A 16078-nucleotide genomic window follows, 5' to 3' on the forward strand; every position below is an offset into this window, starting at 1 on the left:
CTCACACTTTCGCTTCAGGGAAGATAAAAGTTCCGGCGATACGCTTTCGCCATTGCGGCACCAGTGCAGACGCCATCACGCAATGCCCCTCATAGGCGTGGATAAAACGGTTTTCCCGTATCATGATGCCGAGATGCTTCGCCGCGACATCGGCGCGCCAGCGGAAGATGAGCAAGTCCCCCGGTTGGGGAGCACTGCTGACACGCACTCTCATATGCCTGTGCGCCGCTTCCATGAGCGGATCGCCCGATGCAGCCTCTGCCCAGTCAGGGGCGTAGATCCCCGGATGTTCTGGCTCATCGCCGTAAAGCGTCCGCCAAATACCACGGACCAGCCCAAGACAGTCACAGCTTACACCGCGCATTGATGCGCCGTGGCGATAGGGCGTCCCTATCCAGTTTCCGGCCTCGGCCAAAACTTTCTCGACAACCATCATGGCACCAATGCACTTCCGTCATATTCGTTACCGCCGCTCACATAGGCAAAGGCTGCATCATTCCCGGGAAGGTGCGGAAAGCCTTGAAAATTGGTGCCATTTGAAAATTTTGCTTTGCAGGTGGCAAAGCTCTTGTCGCAGCCGGCAACAATGCGAAACGTGTCACCAACTTTCGCTGGCAAAACCGACGACTCGATCAGGCGCAGACTGCTGCCATTCTGCCCCAGAACACGAATTGCTTTCCCCGCGTTCTTGCCGCTCGTCCAGGTCAGCAGTCCCTCCGCAAACCAGCCGCTTGCAAATCCTTGAAGTCCACTCACCATCAGCACAGCACCCTCGGCAACATTGACCGAACCAAAAGCAGAGAACCGTGGATCGATTTGGTTCACACCACAGCGTTCATCGCCTAAAACAGCGTTGCATTGACGTAGTATCCGGCGGCCACAAACGGCATCGAAAGCCGCCGCAGCGCCTTTCAGTTCCATGACAAATCGGCCACCCGATCGGCTGATCGTTCCAACTGTCCAGCGTCGCAAAAGCATGTGCTGTTCAGAGCTTGACCAGTTGACCAGATAGCTTTCTATGACCGCCCCATCATAGCGCCCCTGCTCGATATCAACATCGCTGATGCGTGTTGACGACAGAGCGCCTTCGACCTCGCCGCCCGCAACAGAAAGCCCGAGCGTTGTCGTGGCTTCGCTACTGTTCAGACCAGTCAAAGGCTCGCAGGCAATTCCATCCAGAAACAAGTCACGATCATGGTCTGTAAAACCAAGCACGGCACCATCCGAACGTCTTATAAGCCAGGCAAAGCAATGGGTTGTGACGTCACCCTTCAAGTGTGATTCAAGCGCTGTCGGAACACGAATCATGCTTTGACCTCAATGATCGGAATGGAGGGGATTTCTCCTGCCTGAAACGACGCAATGCTGGCCATCAGCCGGTCAGTATCGAAACGCACTGGTACATCGAACAGAAACCCAGCCGTCACGGTGGCTCCCTCTCCGGGCAGATAATCAGGCATGAAAATCACGCTACCTGTCACATTATCGATTGTGAAAGCCTCGCCTTCCGCGAGCCGCACTCCGTCGACGCCAATCTGCACCGATCCACTAACGGGCCGTGTAATCGGACGGTCATAAGTTTCATAGCGTTTGATGAGCTGGTATTTCGCACGTATTCCGTTGCCAACGCCAATCTGTTGATCGAACGGCGACGGTGCCACACTCCCGGCAGCAGATGAAAAGTCGAACGGATCGCGGAAACGAAAAGTATGGAGCGAACCGTGCCGGGCCTCGAAGAAGGCAAGCACTGCTTTCAGATCATCAAGCGAACGCAATCCTGTGCCTGCATCAAAATGGCGACGGGAATGTGCCCAGCGTGCGTTGCGCTTTTCCATACCGGATGTGAGTGTAATGATTTCATTACGCCATTCCGGGCCACCGGTTGCGCCAAAAGAGACTCCGAGTGGAAACCGGACATCATGAAAGGCTTCCATCTCACAATCTCCGGGCACCGCGACGGACCGCACCCGCCAGCATGGTTGAAAGCTGCGCTTCAGATTTGCGGAAAGAGGATGCATCAGGCGAAGACATATTGAAGACGACCTGCACAGGTTTTCCAGAATTGCCGCCGGTGGCAACTCCAAGTCGTCCATCAGCACCACGCGCGAGCGGCAGAATGGCTTCTGCGCCAGCTTCTCCGGTCAGGCCCAGAGAACCATTGCCCATGCCAAAGTAAGTCGGACTGGAAACCACACCGCCTTTGGCAAACGGCATGATGCCACGAATACCAGTCATCATGCCCGACATCAGCGACGAGCCTAAATTTTGTAGCGGCTGAAGGCCGGCGGAAAGTGCCGAGCCGGCCAAGTTGCTTGCGAGGCCGCGCAGCACATCTTCCAGTCCCTTACCGGAAACGATAGCGCTTTTGAGTGCCGTCGTGAGGTTGGAGCCGAAGCTTGACGAGCGCTTTTCAAGATCGGTCAACGCACGATCGAACGCGCTCGTATCCGCCTCAACGGAAACGGTTACAGTTTCGTCTGTCATTTAAATTACCTGTCGGGAAAAGCGTGCATGAGCGCATCAAGCGCCGCACGCGAGGGGGCGTTTGTGTTGCGCGATACGGGCCTCAAGGCCGCTGAAAATTCACGCGGGGTCATTGCCCAGAAGTCTTTTGAGGAAAGCCGCAGCAAACCAAATCCTGCCCGCATCACCTCAGCCCATGGGAAAGGTTTATGTGAAGGACTTGATTCAACTGCGGCACTCAAGGGTTTGACGCGGAATCGCTTTCCGGCTTTTCAGCACTTCCGAATGTGGCTGTCAGAAGTGATGAAACGATATATGCGAACCCGGCTGCACCGCCTTCAGCTCGCATTTCCGCAACGTCGTCATAGCTCACATTATGACCACCACCGTGGAGGCCCGCGCAAATGATGCGCTGCATATCATGGGCTGCAAGTCGGCCTGTCGAAAAGCGTGCAATGAGGTCTGAGAGATTATCTGCTTCAAATGCCGCTTCCAACTCCGCAAGCGCGCCAAGTGTAAGGCAGAGTGTCCAGTCGCGGCCATCGAGTTTTGCCGCGACCTCGCCACGATGGCGATTGACCATCATAGAACCTCTCCAAAGGTAATCAGCCCCGCCGATTCCAACGCTATCTCGAAAGTCACTTCAGCGTCGTGATTGCCGCCATACTCAAGCGCTACGATCTGAAACGGCCCGGTAATGGTGCCGAAATCTGGCAGCACGATCTGCCAGTTGCGGATATCTCCATTAAAGAACAGACTACGGATTAATGCATCTGAAGCCGCGTCTTTGAAAATACCTGATCCACTAACTGAAGCGCGCTGCACACCGCTTCCAGCCAGTAGCTGCCGCCAGCGACCAGCCGCATCGGCGTCCGTTACGTCAACTGTTTCGGCATTGAAAGCGATGCGCTTGGTGCGCAAGCCAGCGCAAGTTTCATACGTACTTTCGCCGGTCGCGATTTTCAGCAAGATGTCCTTGCCGCGTTGAGCTGCCATTTATTGATCCTTGATTTGAGCATTTCCAGCTAAATGAAAATAGGATTTGCATCCGGAAACGCGTAATATCTAACGATTAGAACGGGTCCGCTCTAAGTATTTGTTTTTGAGCGCATCTCGTCCGAAAATAGCTTCACACTTTTCGGGATGCGCTCTAATCAGCAGGTTCGGTCACGGCGCGATAACGCATGGTGCCAAGATAACTGCCGAAACCGTCGGTGTTACGTGCCAAAACTTCGGTCAGCATGAGATTGATCACCCGATGACCATTCACTTCGAGCGGTTCCTCGTCGAGCCGCGTGGCAATGCGCCCGGCAATATCAAGCACGCGTTTGCGCCCTGCCTCGCGCGCCCATATCTGGATATTGAGAAAATGCTCGCCCCCCGGCTCACTTGCTGTACTCCAGTCTTTACTGAGTGTTTCACCCAACGTGACATAGGGAAAAGGTGTTTTAGGTGGCACGTGATCGTAAACGTGTTCACCACCAAGAGTTTCAATAAGTTCGTCGTCGTTCTTCAAGGCCTCATAAAGTGCTTTCTGCAATGCGCTCGCGCCATTCTTCATTTTGATCCCCGCTCGATTTTTGCTTGTCACCTCGGGTGTCCCTACGCCCGACGGCAATATCCTCTCGCACAGCTGCCTGCCTGAAACGCAGCGCTCGTATGAGACCTTCAAAGGTCAGCGTCATGGTGAGATTCAACGTCCCTCCTCCACAGCAAGACAAACGAGGTAGCGTCCGCTTTCATCCGGATCGTGTACTGAACGCAGCACAAATATGCGTCCGCCTTTGCGTAAACGCTGATCGGATGAAATATCCGCGCGATAACGCACCAGAATGCGATGCGTTATCTCTGGACGTGGGCGAATTCCAAAATCTCTCTGGTTGCTCGATATGGGTTCGATGCGCCCCCATACGGACGCAATTTCCGACCATGTTTCACGATAACCACCCATGCCATCTGCAGCCGGATGCATGGCTTCCAAGGCCAGCTCAGCTGTGAGCTGGCCTGGGTCAATAAACAGCACGTTGTTCATAGGGATATGCGTCGCCAGCTATCCACCATCTGACCGACGATCGGCGGAAGTTCCGCCTGCTTGCTGTCGAGGCCAGCACGGTTTTCGTATAGGTGCGCAGTCAGAGTGAGTATCGCCTGTTTGATCGCATCTGGCACTTCGACGCCAGTTTCGCCAAACCCGGCAATGAAGTCCACCTCAAGACCGCAGAATGACTGCGCTTCAGGATATTGTGCCATGTAAACGCGTTGCGGCCGGCGGCCATGCTGAAGCATGAACTCTTCCGGTTCCATGCTGATGGCACTTCCATCCGGTTGATAAGCAACCACAGCCGTCACCGCCTTCGCCGGATACTTGAACAGCGCCAGACGCCCTGAACGCGGCCAGCGGTCCACTCGCAAACGCCATGTCTGGTCGATGAGTGCCAACCCTGTTTCGGCTTCAACAAGCTCACGGGCCGTTTTGACAAGACGCCGCAAAATGTCGTCTTCGCTCTCGGTAGAAATTCGTAAAAACGCGCGCGCGTCAGCGACCGTCACCGGCTCGAGCGCCGGTGGCGTGACAAGAAACATTGTCATTTATTTTCCCCTTAAAATAACTCTCAAATCAGACAGTTACGCATGACACCCCAGAAAAAGATTCAACGTGTTCGCGAACTGAATCTAGCTGCCAAAATCGGCAGGGTTTCCCAAAAAGGACTGTAAAAAATGACAGCAAAACCGCTGTCGCGCGTCTTTAAGCTACAAACTTCAGAAGCTTGATCGCATCAAAACCCTGGACGCCACCGCCCACACGCTTGGTGGTATAGAACAGCACATACGGCTTGGCAGAATATGGATCGCGCAAAACACGCAAACCAATACGATCTACAACCAGATAGCCACGCTCGAAATCGCCGAAAGCAATTGGAGTATTGCCAGCAGCAATGTCCGGCATATGCTCAGCCTCAACAAGGCCAAAGCCCATCAGTGAAGCTTTTTCACCAACGGCTGCAGGTGGCTGCCAGAGATAATTGCCGTCCGCATCTTTCAGCTTCCGCAACACGCTCTGGGTCTTACGATTCATGACAAAATTTGCGTTCTGTCGATAACCGGCTTTCAGCGCATAGATGAGCTCGATGAGCTTATCGGACGGATCCGAAGCAGGCAGCGCACCATCAACACCAGTTGCGATGTGTCCGATCTTACCCCAGGTCCAGCTTGCATCCTCGACCGTATCGTAGCTCAGGAAGCCCATCGGCTTGTTCACACCGTTGCCGGTGATGAACGCAGCGCCCTCCTGTTCAGCAAAAGCTGCTTCCACTTCCTCAGCAATCCACTGTTCCACATTGACTGCGGCATCGTCGAGCAGTGATGAGGTCGCCGCTGGCATGGCGTAGATTTCCATGGTCGGGAACTGGAGTTCCGCAAGCTTTGCCGAAGCCGTCTGCGGACGCGCATCCGTTTCGCCGACCCACCCCGTAGCAGGACCACTAACCGAGAACGGCTTTTTCAGGATAGCGCCTGAGACCTGGCGTACGCTGGAGATGCCGCGGATCGGGGAAAGCACCGCCAGCCTGCGGCCGATTTCCATTTCGAGTTCTGCCGGCACAAGATAACCACCATCCGGGCCTGACGCATAAGAATGCGCCTTCAACTCGATACCACGCAGCGCCTGTTCATCGCCACGACGAACATAACCATCGAAAGCCTGTTTATGTTCGACATTGGCGACAGGCATATTCTTGCCCATTGGCGGGCGCGCAGTTTTTAGCACATATTGATCAAGCGCCTGTTTCTGCTCGTCAAGAGCGCGGTTGATGCGATCAACCTTATCGCGCAAAAGCACATCAACATCGGCACTTTTTTCAACCTTCTTCAGGCGTTCATCATTGGCCTCGCGAAAAGCCGAGAAGGCTGTCATGAATTCATCGAAGGCTTCCGACACATCGCCGTCATTACCAAGATTGGGGCCAAGATTCGAGCCAAGCGCCTTCGTTTCCACGCTCTTGGTTTCGAGCGGGATTGCATTGATATTTTTCATATTGATCCTGATTATTTAAAAGACATCATGTTGCAGGCGGCGCGCATACGCTGTGCGAGACCTGCGTTGTCTGACTGGATGGCTTCCCGCCCGTTCCTGTCGTGAAAAGCTGCAAGTGCTGCATAGCCTTTTGCTATAACCGTACGTGCAGAGGAACGGCTCAGCCCCGCATCCCGCGTGAGCCAGCGTTCAAACTGTCTGACTGTTGGCAAATCAGCCTTCAGGTTATTAATCCGCGCCTGTGGCAGCATCGGAAACGTGACCACCGAGATTTCCCATAGATCCGCTTCAACAATGTGACGTAAGCCGGTACGCCCATCCTTGCGGGCCTTGACCGTTCGGAAGCCGATGGACAGCCCATCAAGTCCACCCGCGCGCATCAGCTCCAGCGCTTCGCGTGCCCGCGCGACACCTTTGGCAAGCCTGCCTTCGACATAAAGCCCGCGGGCATCTTCCCTGATATCTGTCCAGACACCTATCGGTTCGGCAGCGTCGTGCTGCCACAGCATACGTACACCAGATGACTTTCGCGATGAAAGCGACTTCGCAAATGCGCCCTTTTCGATAACGTCATTACCAAGGTCAGGCAGACCAAAGACACTGGCGTAGCCTGAGAAGCTGCCGTCAATTTCAACCTCTTCCAGAGCAAGAGAGGCACGCTTGGTTTCAAGCCTGAATTCAGGACTTTTCATTCCTGTTCCTCTCAGAAAATGGAAATCCGGGAAGCGGCGCCTGCTTTACTCGTTCAGCAAGTCGCTTGAGAACGCCGAGCGCGGACCATGCGGCAAGGCTTGCAGCAGTCGATCCCATCAACATCAGTTCCGCCCGTCCAAGAAGGGCCTGTAGCGACAGCGTTTCTGCGATCTTCACCCCTGCTGCGCCGCCAAAAACCATCCCGCATATGATACCGACTGCGAAACGTATCGCTGCCTCGCGTTTGCCGTTCGGCAACATATAGGCGAGCGAGACTGCGGAACCTGCCACGGCTCCAGCAATTTTTGCGAACCACACCAATGTCGCATCAGAAGTTAGGACGGTTTCGCTCAGATTGCTCATGGCGTTCTCCTTTCTGCACGCGACTGATAACCAACTGCATCGCGTTTTTCATCGTCACTCAGGAACGAAGCCTCCGAGACACGCCGCCACAAGGACTCGCGCTCAAGGGACAATCCCTCAATCCGGTCTGAATCATGCTCAAGTCTCAGATCATCACCAAACAGTGGCCCCAGCCAGCAGCCCAGCGCTTTGGCCGTGCGGTTGATCAGTGGCAAAACAGTCAGGCGATAGAAGGCGCGATTGGCTTCTGCATAATTGGCGTAAGTATTGTCGCCCGGAATACCGAGCAGCATCGGCGGCACGCCAAAAGCCAGTGTGATGTCACGTGCAGCACCGTTCTTTGCCTCGATGAAATCCATATCCTGCGGGCTGTAGCCCATGGCCTTCCAGTCAAGCCCACCTTCGAGAAGCAACGGACGCCCCGCGCCTGATGCTCCCGTATATCCTTCCTCCAGCTCCACCTTAAGCCGCTCAAACTGCTCTTCCGTTAGATTGCCACCGTCTTTTGGTGCATAAACCAGCGCACCGGATGGACGAGCAGAATTATCCAGCAAAGCTTTGTTCCAGGCACCAGCCGCATTGTGAATATCGAGCGCCATAAGGGCTGCTTCCAGCGGCGGAAATCCATAATGATCGTCCAGCGGGTGGAACAATTTAAGATGCAGCCCAGAAGCGGTCGATCCAGAAAGCGATACGGCTCTGCTTGTGTTGCCAGAACGATAGATCAGCGATTGCGGCCAGCCATCGCTCGATGTTTCAAGTGTTACCCGCTCAGGCCGCAAAAGATGCAATTCCATGCGACCACTCGGCAAATCGACACGCTCCACATAGGCATTACCGGAAATCAGCAGATGCCCGTAAAGCCTCTCGAAGAAACTGCTACCGTCCAATCCTCCCTGGGGCCTTGCAATGAGATCAAGCAAGGGATGTATTTCATGTTCGGTAGAGCCTTCATAAAGCAACCACGGCACATTGCTCGCCGCTTCTGCAATCAGACGCACGCAGCGGTGCGCCACCGGATTGCGCATAAACCCTTCGCGGGCGAGCGATATATAATCCCGCGCGATCCACGAAGGCCCACGTTCCATATGCAAGGCCACAAAGCCGTTCGCCATCTTGGTCTGCCGTCCGTCATAAGAATGCAAGGGTGCATTCGCGGCACTTCTGCGCCACGGCCAGTTCCACGCCATATATTGGCTCTCCAATTTCTCTGAATTTTCAACCGAAGCGGCGGATACGCGGCTTTCGATCTGCATTAAGCATTAGCTCACCCAAGGCCCAAACCAGCGCATCGAGCCGATCCGGCGAACGTCCGCTTGATAGTCCTTCGGGCGCAAAATCACACATTTCATCCTCAAGCGCCGGAAAGCGTCCGGTATGTCGAACCCGGTCTTGTTCGTAGAGTGCTGCCACCGGCTCCGCGCGCAACCACTTGCCACGCGATGCCCTCCGCATCAGAACAGACACAGAGACGTCTTCTGCCGAAAGAACTGCCGCAACCATCTCGCCCCCCTGATTGACTTCGGCCAAAATCGCATCCGCCTCAAAGCTGTGATAGAGCGCAATCGCGCGTCGTGCCCACTGATGCGGTTTGGCCATGGACATGCTTGCATCAGCAAGCACATGGCCCACGCCATTTTCATCAAGACCGGCAACGACTATCCCACAGGCGTCCGATGACTTGCCCGAGGAAGCGGGTGGATCAACGGCCACCAGAATACGCACAAGCTGTGGCGCTTCCCGTTCGAAACATTGTTCGATCCGCTCCCGCGACCACAAAGCACCCGCACGTTCTTCAATCAGCTCTCCATCCAGTTCCTGCCGTCCAAGCCGCGTGCCGGCATAATGCTGATTGATGGTCTGCATGAAGCCTTCGGCCAGATTGCTGGCATTTTCTGATGTCCGCATATGTGTCATGGACACTGAATTGTCGGTCATCAGCGTTTTCAGCAATGGCACTGCACGTGGCGTCGTTGTCACAACCTGGCGGGGAAAATCACCCAGTCTGAGCCCAAATTGCAGCATGTCCCATGTGGCTTGCGGGTTCTTCCACTTCGCCAACTCATCGCACCATGCGGCATCAAATTGTGGACCACGCAAGCTATCCGGGTCTTCGGAGGAATAGAGCGATGCCACAGCACCATTATCCCAGAGGAGCCGCCGACGTGTTGTCTCATAACGTGGGCGACTGGCACGTGAGACAGACAGAATACCCGATGGACCGTCCACCATCACCTCGCGCGCATCGGCAAAAGTCTCACCGACAAGTGCAATATGTCCACAGGCCCGCGCTGCGAAAGGTTTGAGCCCGAGCGCCATACCAGACACCCATTCGGCGCCTGCCCTTGTTTTTCCGGAACCGCGCCCACCAAGAATTAGCCAGATCCGCCAGTCACCCGATGGCGGCAATTGCGCGTCACGCGCCTTGATCAGCCATTCGCATTCCGCCGCCATTATCTGTTGTCGCGTCAAGTCCGCGCCCCAGAATTTCTTGCGCGCGCCTTTGTGCAAGTTCGTCAATTCTCCTGTCAATGAGTGCCAAAGCCCGACTAATTTCACTCAAGCTCACCAGCGCGCCGGTGTCGCGACCTTGTTCGGACGGAGCCGTTTCGGAAGCGAGCTCACCGACAGTCTTAACAGCCTTGGCCAGCGCCATCAGGGCTTCGGCCTTGCTCTTATCCGGTAGTTCATCGCCATCGATCAGTTTGTTGAGTTCCGATTGCAACCGTTGCAGGGCACTTTCCGTACCGGATGGCTTGGTGAATATCTGCTCATCAAGACCAAGACATTTTAACCAGTAAAGATATTGTCTTTCAGAACAGCCCATCACCTGTGCTATCTCATTGACGGCAACGGCGTGTTTCATTTGCAGGCGAAAAGCCAGCCTGACCCGAGCCTCACGGCACTCGTCAATTTTCCGCGTTTTCAAAGAGCTTTGCCCAATATGCTTTGTAGTAAGTTTGAACCTCTTTTTTACGCAAAACCCCGAAAGCAATTTGCTTCCGGGGTTTTGGGTGCTGATAAAGCCGGGGGTATCGAGGCTGTATCAGCATCAGTCACACTTTCTTGACTGTATCTGATTGATAGCAAACCACCGTTACGCCGTCAAGGACTATTTTCCTATTTCTGATTTTTTTCCCAAAAGTTTTATGGATTTCGTTTACTAATTAACGTGAGTTCTCGCTTATTAATCTGTTATGATTGACGGGCAGGTTTTGCTCGTCTCCCAATTTTCTCGGTGCCGAAGTAGAGTTTATGCGTAAAACGGCGAAAAAAGATCCTGAAGAGCAAAAGCGCAAACCATTCCGGGTTTCGCGTTTGATTGGCCTTGATGCCTGGATCGATTCTGGTCTCTACAATCTTCGTTTTTACGCCGGGGAGTGGTGGGAAAATATCGCCATCTTCTCTCGTCGCTTTCGTGTACGCGGCTTCCGGCGCCTTGTCGTGGAAGTTCTGGATGAGAGTTTCACCCTCGGCGTCATAGGTTCTGTCGTTATGCTGGGGCTTGCCATGCCCGCATTCGAAGAAACCAAGAAAGACTGGCGCGCGCAGGACGATTATGCCGTTACATTTCTCGACCGCTACGGCAACGAGCTTGGCCAGCGCGGTATCTTGCATCGCCAGGCTGTACCGATTGATGAACTTCCCGATCATGTCATCAAGGCCGTCCTCGGCACAGAGGACCGACGCTTTTTCGATCATTACGGCATCGATTTCTGGGGCCTTAGTCGTGCACTGAGCCAGAACCTCCGTGCCAATGGTGTTGTTCAGGGGGGCTCAACGCTCACGCAACAGTTGGCCAAAAACCTGTTTCTTTCCAACGAACGCACCCTCGAGCGAAAGATCAAAGAAGCGTTTCTCGCTCTCTGGCTTGAAAGCAATCTCACCAAGAAAGAGATCCTCCAGCTTTACCTCGACCGTGCCTATATGGGCGGCGGCACCTTTGGGATAGCGGCGGCATCCGAGTTTTATTTCGGTAAGAATATCAAGGATGTGAACCTTGCCGAAGCCGCAATGCTGGCAGGCCTGTTCAAAGCGCCCGCCAAATTTGCACCGCATGTCAATCTTCCGGCCGCACGTGCACGCGCAAACGTCGTTCTTTCCAACATGGTGGAAAGCGGCTTCATGAGCGATGGTCAGGTCGCAGTTGCGCGCCGCAATCCAGCAAGTGTGATCGATCGCGCCAAGAATGAAAGTCCAGATTATTTCCTCGACTGGGCTTTTGAAGAAGTGAAAAAGGTTGCGGGGAAACTACCGCAACATACGCTGACCGTGCGCACGACACTCGACCGCAACCTTCAAAAAGCTGCCGAAGAATCACTCGAATTTCATCTCCGCCAGCACGGCAAGGAATATAATGTTTCCGAAGCTGCAACCGTTGTTATCGCAAATGATGGGTCGGTGCGCGCGCTTGTCGGTGGACGTGATTACGGCGAAAGCCAGTTTAATCGCGCGACAAAGGCACTCCGCCAAGCTGGGTCGTCGTTTAAGCCCTACGTTTATGCGGCAGCAATGGAAAAGGGCCTGACGCCTAGCACAATTGTTTCCGACGCACCGATTAGTTGGGGCAATTGGTCTCCCCGCAATTATGGTCGCAGTTTCGCGGGTCGTGTTGATTTGACAACTGCACTGGTGCGATCACTGAACTCTGTTCCAGTGCGACTAGCCCGCGATCATCTAACCACAGCTCCTATTGTGGCGCTGACCAAAGCCATGGGTGTGGAATCGCCGATTTCTTCGCACAAGACGATGGTGCTTGGCACGTCTGAGATGACCGTGATGGATCAGGCAACAGGCTTCAACGTGTTCCCGAATGGCGGCATGGCTGGCAATCGTCACGCATTCACGCAAATCGTTTCGTCGGAGGGCAAGGTACTCTGGGATTTCACCCGCGATGCACCCAAGCCTCATCGCGCTTTGTCCGAGAAAGCCGCTTTCGAGATGAATTCCATGCTGGTGCAGGTTCCTGAACGCGGCACGGCTCGCCGTGCGGCATTGCCGATGACACGCGTCGGCGGCAAAACCGGAACGACGCAGAATTATCGCGATGCATGGTTTGTAGGTTTTACGGGCAACTTCACTGCCGCAGTCTGGTTTGGCAATGACAACTTTACTCCAATGAAAGATCTGACCGGCGGCGTTCTGCCTGCCATGGCCTGGCAGCGGATGATGAGCTATGCCCATCAGAATATCGATCTGAAGCCGATACCGGGTATTACGCCGGCCTTCCCGGTACCAGTAAAGACGACTGCCCCCAAAATTGCCTCGACAGATAAGCCGGACGAAATGATGGTGGCGCCACCACGTGTCCTCTCGCCAGTAGCCACGAAAGCGCTCAAGGAGCTTAACGACAAATTCCGCAACGCACCGCCTGTTCCGGCTCTTGCCGGACGCACCAAAGTATCGGTACTTTGAGCATAGAGCACATCCCGAAAAGTGGGAACCGGTTTTCCGAATAAGATGTGCGCAAAAACAAAGAGATAGAGCATTTCTAATGACCAAAACTAAACCAAAAACGCTCTAGAATGCTGAAAACAATTCTCAAAGTCTTGACGGTATTGGCTATTGCGCTTGGCGGCGGCATATGGGCAACCGATTACACACTCGACCATTTTGACGGCTTCGGCGAATTGCAGCTTGGGGCATGGAATGCCTATCCGGCGTCTGGCACAACCGATGCTGACCCTTATTCCAAGGCACGTGCCGCGCGCAAAGCCTATCTCGCACTGGGAACTGCGGAAGGGCTTCCCTTTTATGCGCGCCGCGATAGCAACGGACGTGAGCTTAAAAGCGGATGCAGCTACCGTCTGAGCGGTTTCACACCGTCCGCGCGTTTCTGGACCCTCTATCCGGCCAATTCCAATCTGGAACCGATAAAACCCCGCGCTGGCCTCCAGCCAGCACTCCACTCACGCGAAGTGCTTTACGACAACGACGGTAGCGTACAAGTCACCATCGGGCCGAATGCCAGCCCCGACAACTGGCTTCCGGTCGAAGGAAGCGGCAATTTTGTGCTGGTCATGACGCTCTACGACACACCCGCTGCAAGCTCTTCCGGACTGGTTGATCTTGTCATGCCGCGTATTGTGCCTGTTGCAAATGTGGAGGCGTGCCGTGGCTAAACTCCTCCGTCTGTTGCTTCTTGGTCTGGTAGGTGCCGCTATCGTACATATCGCCGTTCTGTTGCTCGTCCCGCTATACTCCAGCAAAAATGCCTGGTCGCATTTAGAAGCTTTGGGTGATGCCTATCGCTTTCATCATTTATCTGAGAAATCAGGACTGGTAAGTGATCAGGATCCGCTGATGGAACAGGCAGCATGCCGCTTCGATCTCACGGATGGGCCGGTACATATCACCGCGGAGGGCAATCTGCCTTTCTGGTCGCTGTCTGTTTATGCGCCCAATGGCGATAATCTTTACAGCCTCAACGACAATGTATCGACAGACCGCGAGCTTGATCTGATCATCGCTGATCCGATCGGCATTGCGGCTCTTCGCGCCGAGGGCGTGCAGAATGATGGTCGCTCCATCATTATCGAACAGGATGTTAGCGAGGCAGCAGTTGTCCTGCGGAGTTTCATTCCAGATGCAAGCTGGCAGCAACAGGTGAAGAACTTCTTCACCCAAGCCAGTTGTCTACCATATGAAGCGGGTTAAAGCATTTTAGCCAAAAGCGGGACTGAAACCGCTCTAACTACCTGCAAAACAGACGCTTTCTCACTCACGGTTAATGAGTTGCTAAGGCTTCGTACCTATTATCCAATCTGCCGACATGCGGCAGGCCGCGTTAATAGTTTTAGCCTACCGGAGTACCTTGCGTGACAAACGATCAGTTCCGCGTCCTGGAAGAGATTTCAGGTAATCGGAACCAATCAAAATCAAGAGCTGATGGCAGCAAAGTAGACGACCTTCTGGTCGCTGCAATAGCTGCGTTTGCCTCGATCACGCGCCCCGGACGCCAGGAAGCTCATCAGCTCGAAGACCTGACATTTCCGCTTCTTGAACGCGCTACCATGCGCGGCAAACGGCAAGCAGCACATGCGCTCGCGCATATCGAAGACGCACCGCGCCGTCTTGTCCTGTCGCTGGCAAACGAACCTGTTGAGATATCCGCACCTATCCTTTTGCGTTCTCTAGTTCTCCGGTCAGAAGATCTCGTCGAGATCATCGGTAAGAATGGCCTTGCCCATGCCCGTGCCATCGCGCGCAGGCAATCTGATGACCCAATTCTAAAAGGTGTCCTGCGAAGCTTCGCTGATCCGGCGATTGATCGCTTGTTGGCGTTGCAGGAAAACCTTGCCGGCCTTGAAACCGATAGGCCAAGCACTTCGGTCGGTTTAAGCATCAATGAAAAAGCAAATGACGGTTCATCCCAACAGCCGTCCTTTTTTGGCACGAGTGCGCTTTCAGGACCTGAACATCTTATAGACACGGCGCTGCTGATTGATGATCAGATTTTCCGCACGGCATTGGCCGATTCATTGGACGTATCGTTTGAACGTGCGGATCGCATCATCGGTCAGTGGCCGGAATCATACCTGCCTATAGCTTTGCGTGCACTCGGGCTTTCAGCTGCCGAATGCTTCATGACGATGTCAGCAATCCTGGGTCCAGTTGCGGCGGACCGCCATAGTCTGCGCGAATTCATTCAGATCTACCGTTCCATTGACCGCGAGAAAGCGATGATGCTTGTCCGTCGCTGGAAGGCCGATGATATGTCGAAACTGCTGCGCAGTAAGTTACGCGAGATGGCAACCGCTGCCGACGAAAGCCCGGCAACAATGCGCACGAGCCTATAAATTATCCGGTGAAATCGAAAATAGGCTCGCCGGGTCGGCCACATCTTCTAACTCAATCAGCCACAGATCAGGATCAAAGCGAACTTCGCGCTCCATGCGCTCGCTTGCTCTGATGTCGTCAACATCATGGAGAATGCGCAAAAACATGCGTTCTCCATCAGTATTCTCTTCATAGGACGTTTGCGGAGCTGGCGAGTAGAGGTCGCAGGTGCCGAAGCGTGAACTGAGTTTGATGAAGATAGCGCCCGCTTCTTTCGAACCTCGGCGGGCGAGATACGCAAAACCGCCCTCGCTCTGTACTTTGCGTATCAATGCTGAGACCCAGAAATCCGATGTCAGACGCATGTGTCACCCGGCATAGGGTTTGTTGAAAACTAGAGCATGTCCCCCAAAAGTGAGAACCGGTTTTGGGAAAAAGACTTGCACAAAAACAAACAGATAGAGCATTTCTAACGATTCATCTTAAACAGGAAATGCTCTGGGTTTCCAGCGTCGCATGCACGCATTTTGTTGCAGAACTGACGAGACGGCCGAAGTGGTGTAAACACCATGAGGGCCTGTTCGACGCATTCTGCAGTGAAATTCGCCGCGTCCGAAGGATATGGTGATAATACCCCATTTTTGCGTCGCAAAGCCTTGATGGAGATATGCTCCACCATCGGCTTTGCTGCTGAAGCTGAACGATTTTCTCTCATACCGGTCTCCAAATCCTAATTCTCAACAGACC

Annotated in this window: 22 protein-coding genes; 4 read left to right on the forward strand and 18 right to left on the reverse strand. The window is 54.1% G+C overall.

Annotated features, from left to right (window positions below; all coding sequences use genetic code 11):
- Nucleotide 1 precedes the first annotated feature (1 nt).
- The 16 genes from OIV19_RS14510 to OIV19_RS14585 all read right to left on the reverse strand — a co-directional run bounded on the left by OIV19_RS14510 (nt 2) and on the right by OIV19_RS14585 (nt 10418).
- Nucleotides 2–436: a C40 family peptidase gene (locus tag OIV19_RS14510; RefSeq protein ID WP_264232068.1), complete on the reverse strand. Its 435-nt coding sequence runs from the start codon at nt 434–436 to the stop codon at nt 2–4.
- The gene (locus OIV19_RS14515) at nt 433–1308 is read right to left on the reverse strand and encodes a phage/gene transfer agent baseplate hub protein (protein WP_264232069.1); all 876 of its coding nucleotides are present in this window, start codon (nt 1306–1308) and stop codon (nt 433–435) included. The genes OIV19_RS14510 and OIV19_RS14515 overlap by 4 nt, the downstream gene beginning before the upstream one ends.
- Entirely contained in the window at nt 1305–1934 is a 630-nt protein-coding gene (locus tag OIV19_RS14520) for a phage distal tail protein, Rcc01695 family (RefSeq protein ID WP_264232070.1), read from the reverse strand. Before OIV19_RS14520 ends, OIV19_RS14515 begins: the two co-directional genes overlap by 4 nt.
- Nucleotide 1935: 1 nt before the next feature.
- On the reverse strand, nt 1936–2484 hold the full coding sequence (locus OIV19_RS14525) for a phage tail tape measure protein (protein ID WP_264232071.1): 549 nt from the start codon (nt 2482–2484) through the stop codon (nt 1936–1938).
- A gap of 5 nt (nt 2485–2489) precedes the next feature.
- Nucleotides 2490–2705, reverse strand: coding sequence for a rcc01693 family protein (locus OIV19_RS14530; RefSeq protein WP_264232072.1), 216 nt, complete (start codon nt 2703–2705; stop codon nt 2490–2492).
- Nucleotides 2702–3049: a gene transfer agent family protein gene (locus tag OIV19_RS14535; RefSeq protein WP_235901703.1), complete on the reverse strand. Its 348-nt coding sequence runs from the start codon at nt 3047–3049 to the stop codon at nt 2702–2704. Before OIV19_RS14535 ends, OIV19_RS14530 begins: the two co-directional genes overlap by 4 nt.
- The gene (locus OIV19_RS14540; RefSeq protein WP_264232073.1) at nt 3046–3459 is read right to left on the reverse strand and encodes a phage major tail protein, TP901-1 family; all 414 of its coding nucleotides are present in this window, start codon (nt 3457–3459) and stop codon (nt 3046–3048) included. Before OIV19_RS14540 ends, OIV19_RS14535 begins: the two co-directional genes overlap by 4 nt.
- A gap of 154 nt (nt 3460–3613) precedes the next feature.
- Nucleotides 3614–4024 (reverse strand): DUF3168 domain-containing protein, encoded by a 411-nt coding sequence (locus OIV19_RS14545; RefSeq protein WP_264232074.1) that lies wholly within the window; start codon nt 4022–4024, stop codon nt 3614–3616.
- Between the two features lie 132 nt (nt 4025–4156).
- Nucleotides 4157–4495: a phage head closure protein gene (locus OIV19_RS14550; protein ID WP_095446267.1), complete on the reverse strand. Its 339-nt coding sequence runs from the start codon at nt 4493–4495 to the stop codon at nt 4157–4159.
- On the reverse strand, nt 4492–5052 hold the full coding sequence (locus tag OIV19_RS14555; RefSeq protein WP_264232075.1) for a head-tail connector protein: 561 nt from the start codon (nt 5050–5052) through the stop codon (nt 4492–4494). The genes OIV19_RS14550 and OIV19_RS14555 overlap by 4 nt, the downstream gene beginning before the upstream one ends.
- A 157-nt stretch (nt 5053–5209) precedes the next feature.
- Complete coding sequence (locus OIV19_RS14560) at nt 5210–6496, reverse strand: phage major capsid protein (RefSeq protein WP_264232076.1); 1287 nt, start codon at nt 6494–6496, stop codon at nt 5210–5212.
- Nucleotides 6497–6507: 11 nt separating this feature from the next.
- Nucleotides 6508–7188: an HK97 family phage prohead protease gene (locus OIV19_RS14565; protein WP_264232077.1), complete on the reverse strand. Its 681-nt coding sequence runs from the start codon at nt 7186–7188 to the stop codon at nt 6508–6510.
- Nucleotides 7175–7552 (reverse strand): DUF6107 family protein, encoded by a 378-nt coding sequence (locus tag OIV19_RS14570; protein ID WP_264232078.1) that lies wholly within the window; start codon nt 7550–7552, stop codon nt 7175–7177. The genes OIV19_RS14565 and OIV19_RS14570 overlap by 14 nt, the downstream gene beginning before the upstream one ends.
- Entirely contained in the window at nt 7549–8742 is a 1194-nt protein-coding gene (locus OIV19_RS14575; RefSeq protein ID WP_264232099.1) for a phage portal protein, read from the reverse strand. Before OIV19_RS14575 ends, OIV19_RS14570 begins: the two co-directional genes overlap by 4 nt.
- A 28-nt stretch (nt 8743–8770) precedes the next feature.
- Nucleotides 8771–10006, reverse strand: coding sequence for a terminase large subunit domain-containing protein (locus OIV19_RS14580; protein ID WP_264232100.1), 1236 nt, complete (start codon nt 10004–10006; stop codon nt 8771–8773).
- Nucleotides 9969–10418, reverse strand: coding sequence for a hypothetical protein (locus OIV19_RS14585; protein ID WP_264232079.1), 450 nt, complete (start codon nt 10416–10418; stop codon nt 9969–9971). The genes OIV19_RS14580 and OIV19_RS14585 overlap by 38 nt, the downstream gene beginning before the upstream one ends.
- Before the next feature lie 389 nt (nt 10419–10807).
- On the opposite strand from OIV19_RS14585, the gene OIV19_RS14590 reads away from it, so the two are divergent.
- The 4 genes from OIV19_RS14590 to OIV19_RS14605 all read left to right on the forward strand — a co-directional run bounded on the left by OIV19_RS14590 (nt 10808) and on the right by OIV19_RS14605 (nt 15351).
- Nucleotides 10808–12967: a penicillin-binding protein 1A gene (locus OIV19_RS14590; RefSeq protein ID WP_264232080.1), complete on the forward strand. Its 2160-nt coding sequence runs from the start codon at nt 10808–10810 to the stop codon at nt 12965–12967.
- A gap of 110 nt (nt 12968–13077) precedes the next feature.
- A complete protein-coding gene (locus tag OIV19_RS14595) occupies nt 13078–13674 on the forward strand; it encodes a DUF1214 domain-containing protein (protein WP_264232081.1) in 597 nt (198 codons plus the stop codon).
- Nucleotides 13667–14209, forward strand: a complete 543-nt coding sequence (locus OIV19_RS14600) for a DUF1254 domain-containing protein (RefSeq protein WP_095446258.1) — start codon at nt 13667–13669, stop codon at nt 14207–14209. Before OIV19_RS14595 ends, OIV19_RS14600 begins: the two co-directional genes overlap by 8 nt.
- Nucleotides 14210–14370: 161 nt before the next feature.
- Nucleotides 14371–15351 carry a DUF2336 domain-containing protein gene (locus OIV19_RS14605; RefSeq protein WP_264232082.1) on the forward strand — a complete coding sequence of 327 codons (981 nt, stop codon included), beginning with the start codon at nt 14371–14373 and terminating at the stop codon, nt 15349–15351.
- On the opposite strand, the gene OIV19_RS14610 is transcribed toward OIV19_RS14605, so the two are convergent.
- Nucleotides 15346–15696 (reverse strand): DUF1491 family protein, encoded by a 351-nt coding sequence (locus OIV19_RS14610; RefSeq protein ID WP_264232083.1) that lies wholly within the window; start codon nt 15694–15696, stop codon nt 15346–15348. The two genes, OIV19_RS14605 and OIV19_RS14610, sit on opposite strands and share 6 nt — an antisense overlap.
- A gap of 104 nt (nt 15697–15800) precedes the next feature.
- Nucleotides 15801–16046 (reverse strand): hypothetical protein, encoded by a 246-nt coding sequence (locus tag OIV19_RS14615; protein ID WP_264232084.1) that lies wholly within the window; start codon nt 16044–16046, stop codon nt 15801–15803.
- Nucleotides 16047–16078 lie beyond the last annotated feature (32 nt).

Origin of the sequence: Brucella sp. HL-2 (assembly GCF_025846885.2) — a bacterium.
In the GTDB taxonomy this organism is placed as follows: Bacteria; Pseudomonadota; Alphaproteobacteria; order Rhizobiales; family Rhizobiaceae; genus Brucella; species Brucella quorumnocens.

Bases quoted from the DNA above. Each gene is read 5' to 3' on its own strand.
- OIV19_RS14510 (WP_264232068.1), bottom strand. From the start codon at position 436: ATGATGGTTGTCGAGAAAGTTTTGGCCGAGGCCGGAAACTGGATAGGG.
- OIV19_RS14515 (WP_264232069.1), bottom strand. From the start codon at position 1,308: ATGATTCGTGTTCCGACAGCGCTTGAATCACACTTGAAGGGTGACGTC.
- OIV19_RS14520 (WP_264232070.1), bottom strand. From the start codon at position 1,934: ATGGAAGCCTTTCATGATGTCCGGTTTCCACTCGGAGTCTCTTTTGGC.
- OIV19_RS14525 (WP_264232071.1), bottom strand. From the start codon at position 2,484: ATGACAGACGAAACTGTAACCGTTTCCGTTGAGGCGGATACGAGCGCG.
- OIV19_RS14535 (WP_235901703.1), bottom strand. From the start codon at position 3,049: ATGATGGTCAATCGCCATCGTGGCGAGGTCGCGGCAAAACTCGATGGC.
- OIV19_RS14540 (WP_264232073.1), bottom strand. From the start codon at position 3,459: ATGGCAGCTCAACGCGGCAAGGACATCTTGCTGAAAATCGCGACCGGC.
- OIV19_RS14545 (WP_264232074.1), bottom strand. From the start codon at position 4,024: ATGAAGAATGGCGCGAGCGCATTGCAGAAAGCACTTTATGAGGCCTTG.
- OIV19_RS14550 (WP_095446267.1), bottom strand. From the start codon at position 4,495: ATGAACAACGTGCTGTTTATTGACCCAGGCCAGCTCACAGCTGAGCTG.
- OIV19_RS14555 (WP_264232075.1), bottom strand. From the start codon at position 5,052: ATGACAATGTTTCTTGTCACGCCACCGGCGCTCGAGCCGGTGACGGTC.
- OIV19_RS14560 (WP_264232076.1), bottom strand. From the start codon at position 6,496: ATGAAAAATATCAATGCAATCCCGCTCGAAACCAAGAGCGTGGAAACG.
- OIV19_RS14565 (WP_264232077.1), bottom strand. From the start codon at position 7,188: ATGAAAAGTCCTGAATTCAGGCTTGAAACCAAGCGTGCCTCTCTTGCT.
- OIV19_RS14570 (WP_264232078.1), bottom strand. From the start codon at position 7,552: ATGAGCAATCTGAGCGAAACCGTCCTAACTTCTGATGCGACATTGGTG.
- OIV19_RS14575 (WP_264232099.1), bottom strand. From the start codon at position 8,742: ATGGCGTGGAACTGGCCGTGGCGCAGAAGTGCCGCGAATGCACCCTTG.
- OIV19_RS14580 (WP_264232100.1), bottom strand. From the start codon at position 10,006: ATGGCGGCGGAATGCGAATGGCTGATCAAGGCGCGTGACGCGCAATTG.
- OIV19_RS14585 (WP_264232079.1), bottom strand. From the start codon at position 10,418: ATGAAACACGCCGTTGCCGTCAATGAGATAGCACAGGTGATGGGCTGT.
- OIV19_RS14590 (WP_264232080.1), top strand. From the start codon at position 10,808: ATGCGTAAAACGGCGAAAAAAGATCCTGAAGAGCAAAAGCGCAAACCA.
- OIV19_RS14595 (WP_264232081.1), top strand. From the start codon at position 13,078: ATGCTGAAAACAATTCTCAAAGTCTTGACGGTATTGGCTATTGCGCTT.
- OIV19_RS14610 (WP_264232083.1), bottom strand. From the start codon at position 15,696: ATGCGTCTGACATCGGATTTCTGGGTCTCAGCATTGATACGCAAAGTA.
- OIV19_RS14615 (WP_264232084.1), bottom strand. From the start codon at position 16,046: ATGAGAGAAAATCGTTCAGCTTCAGCAGCAAAGCCGATGGTGGAGCAT.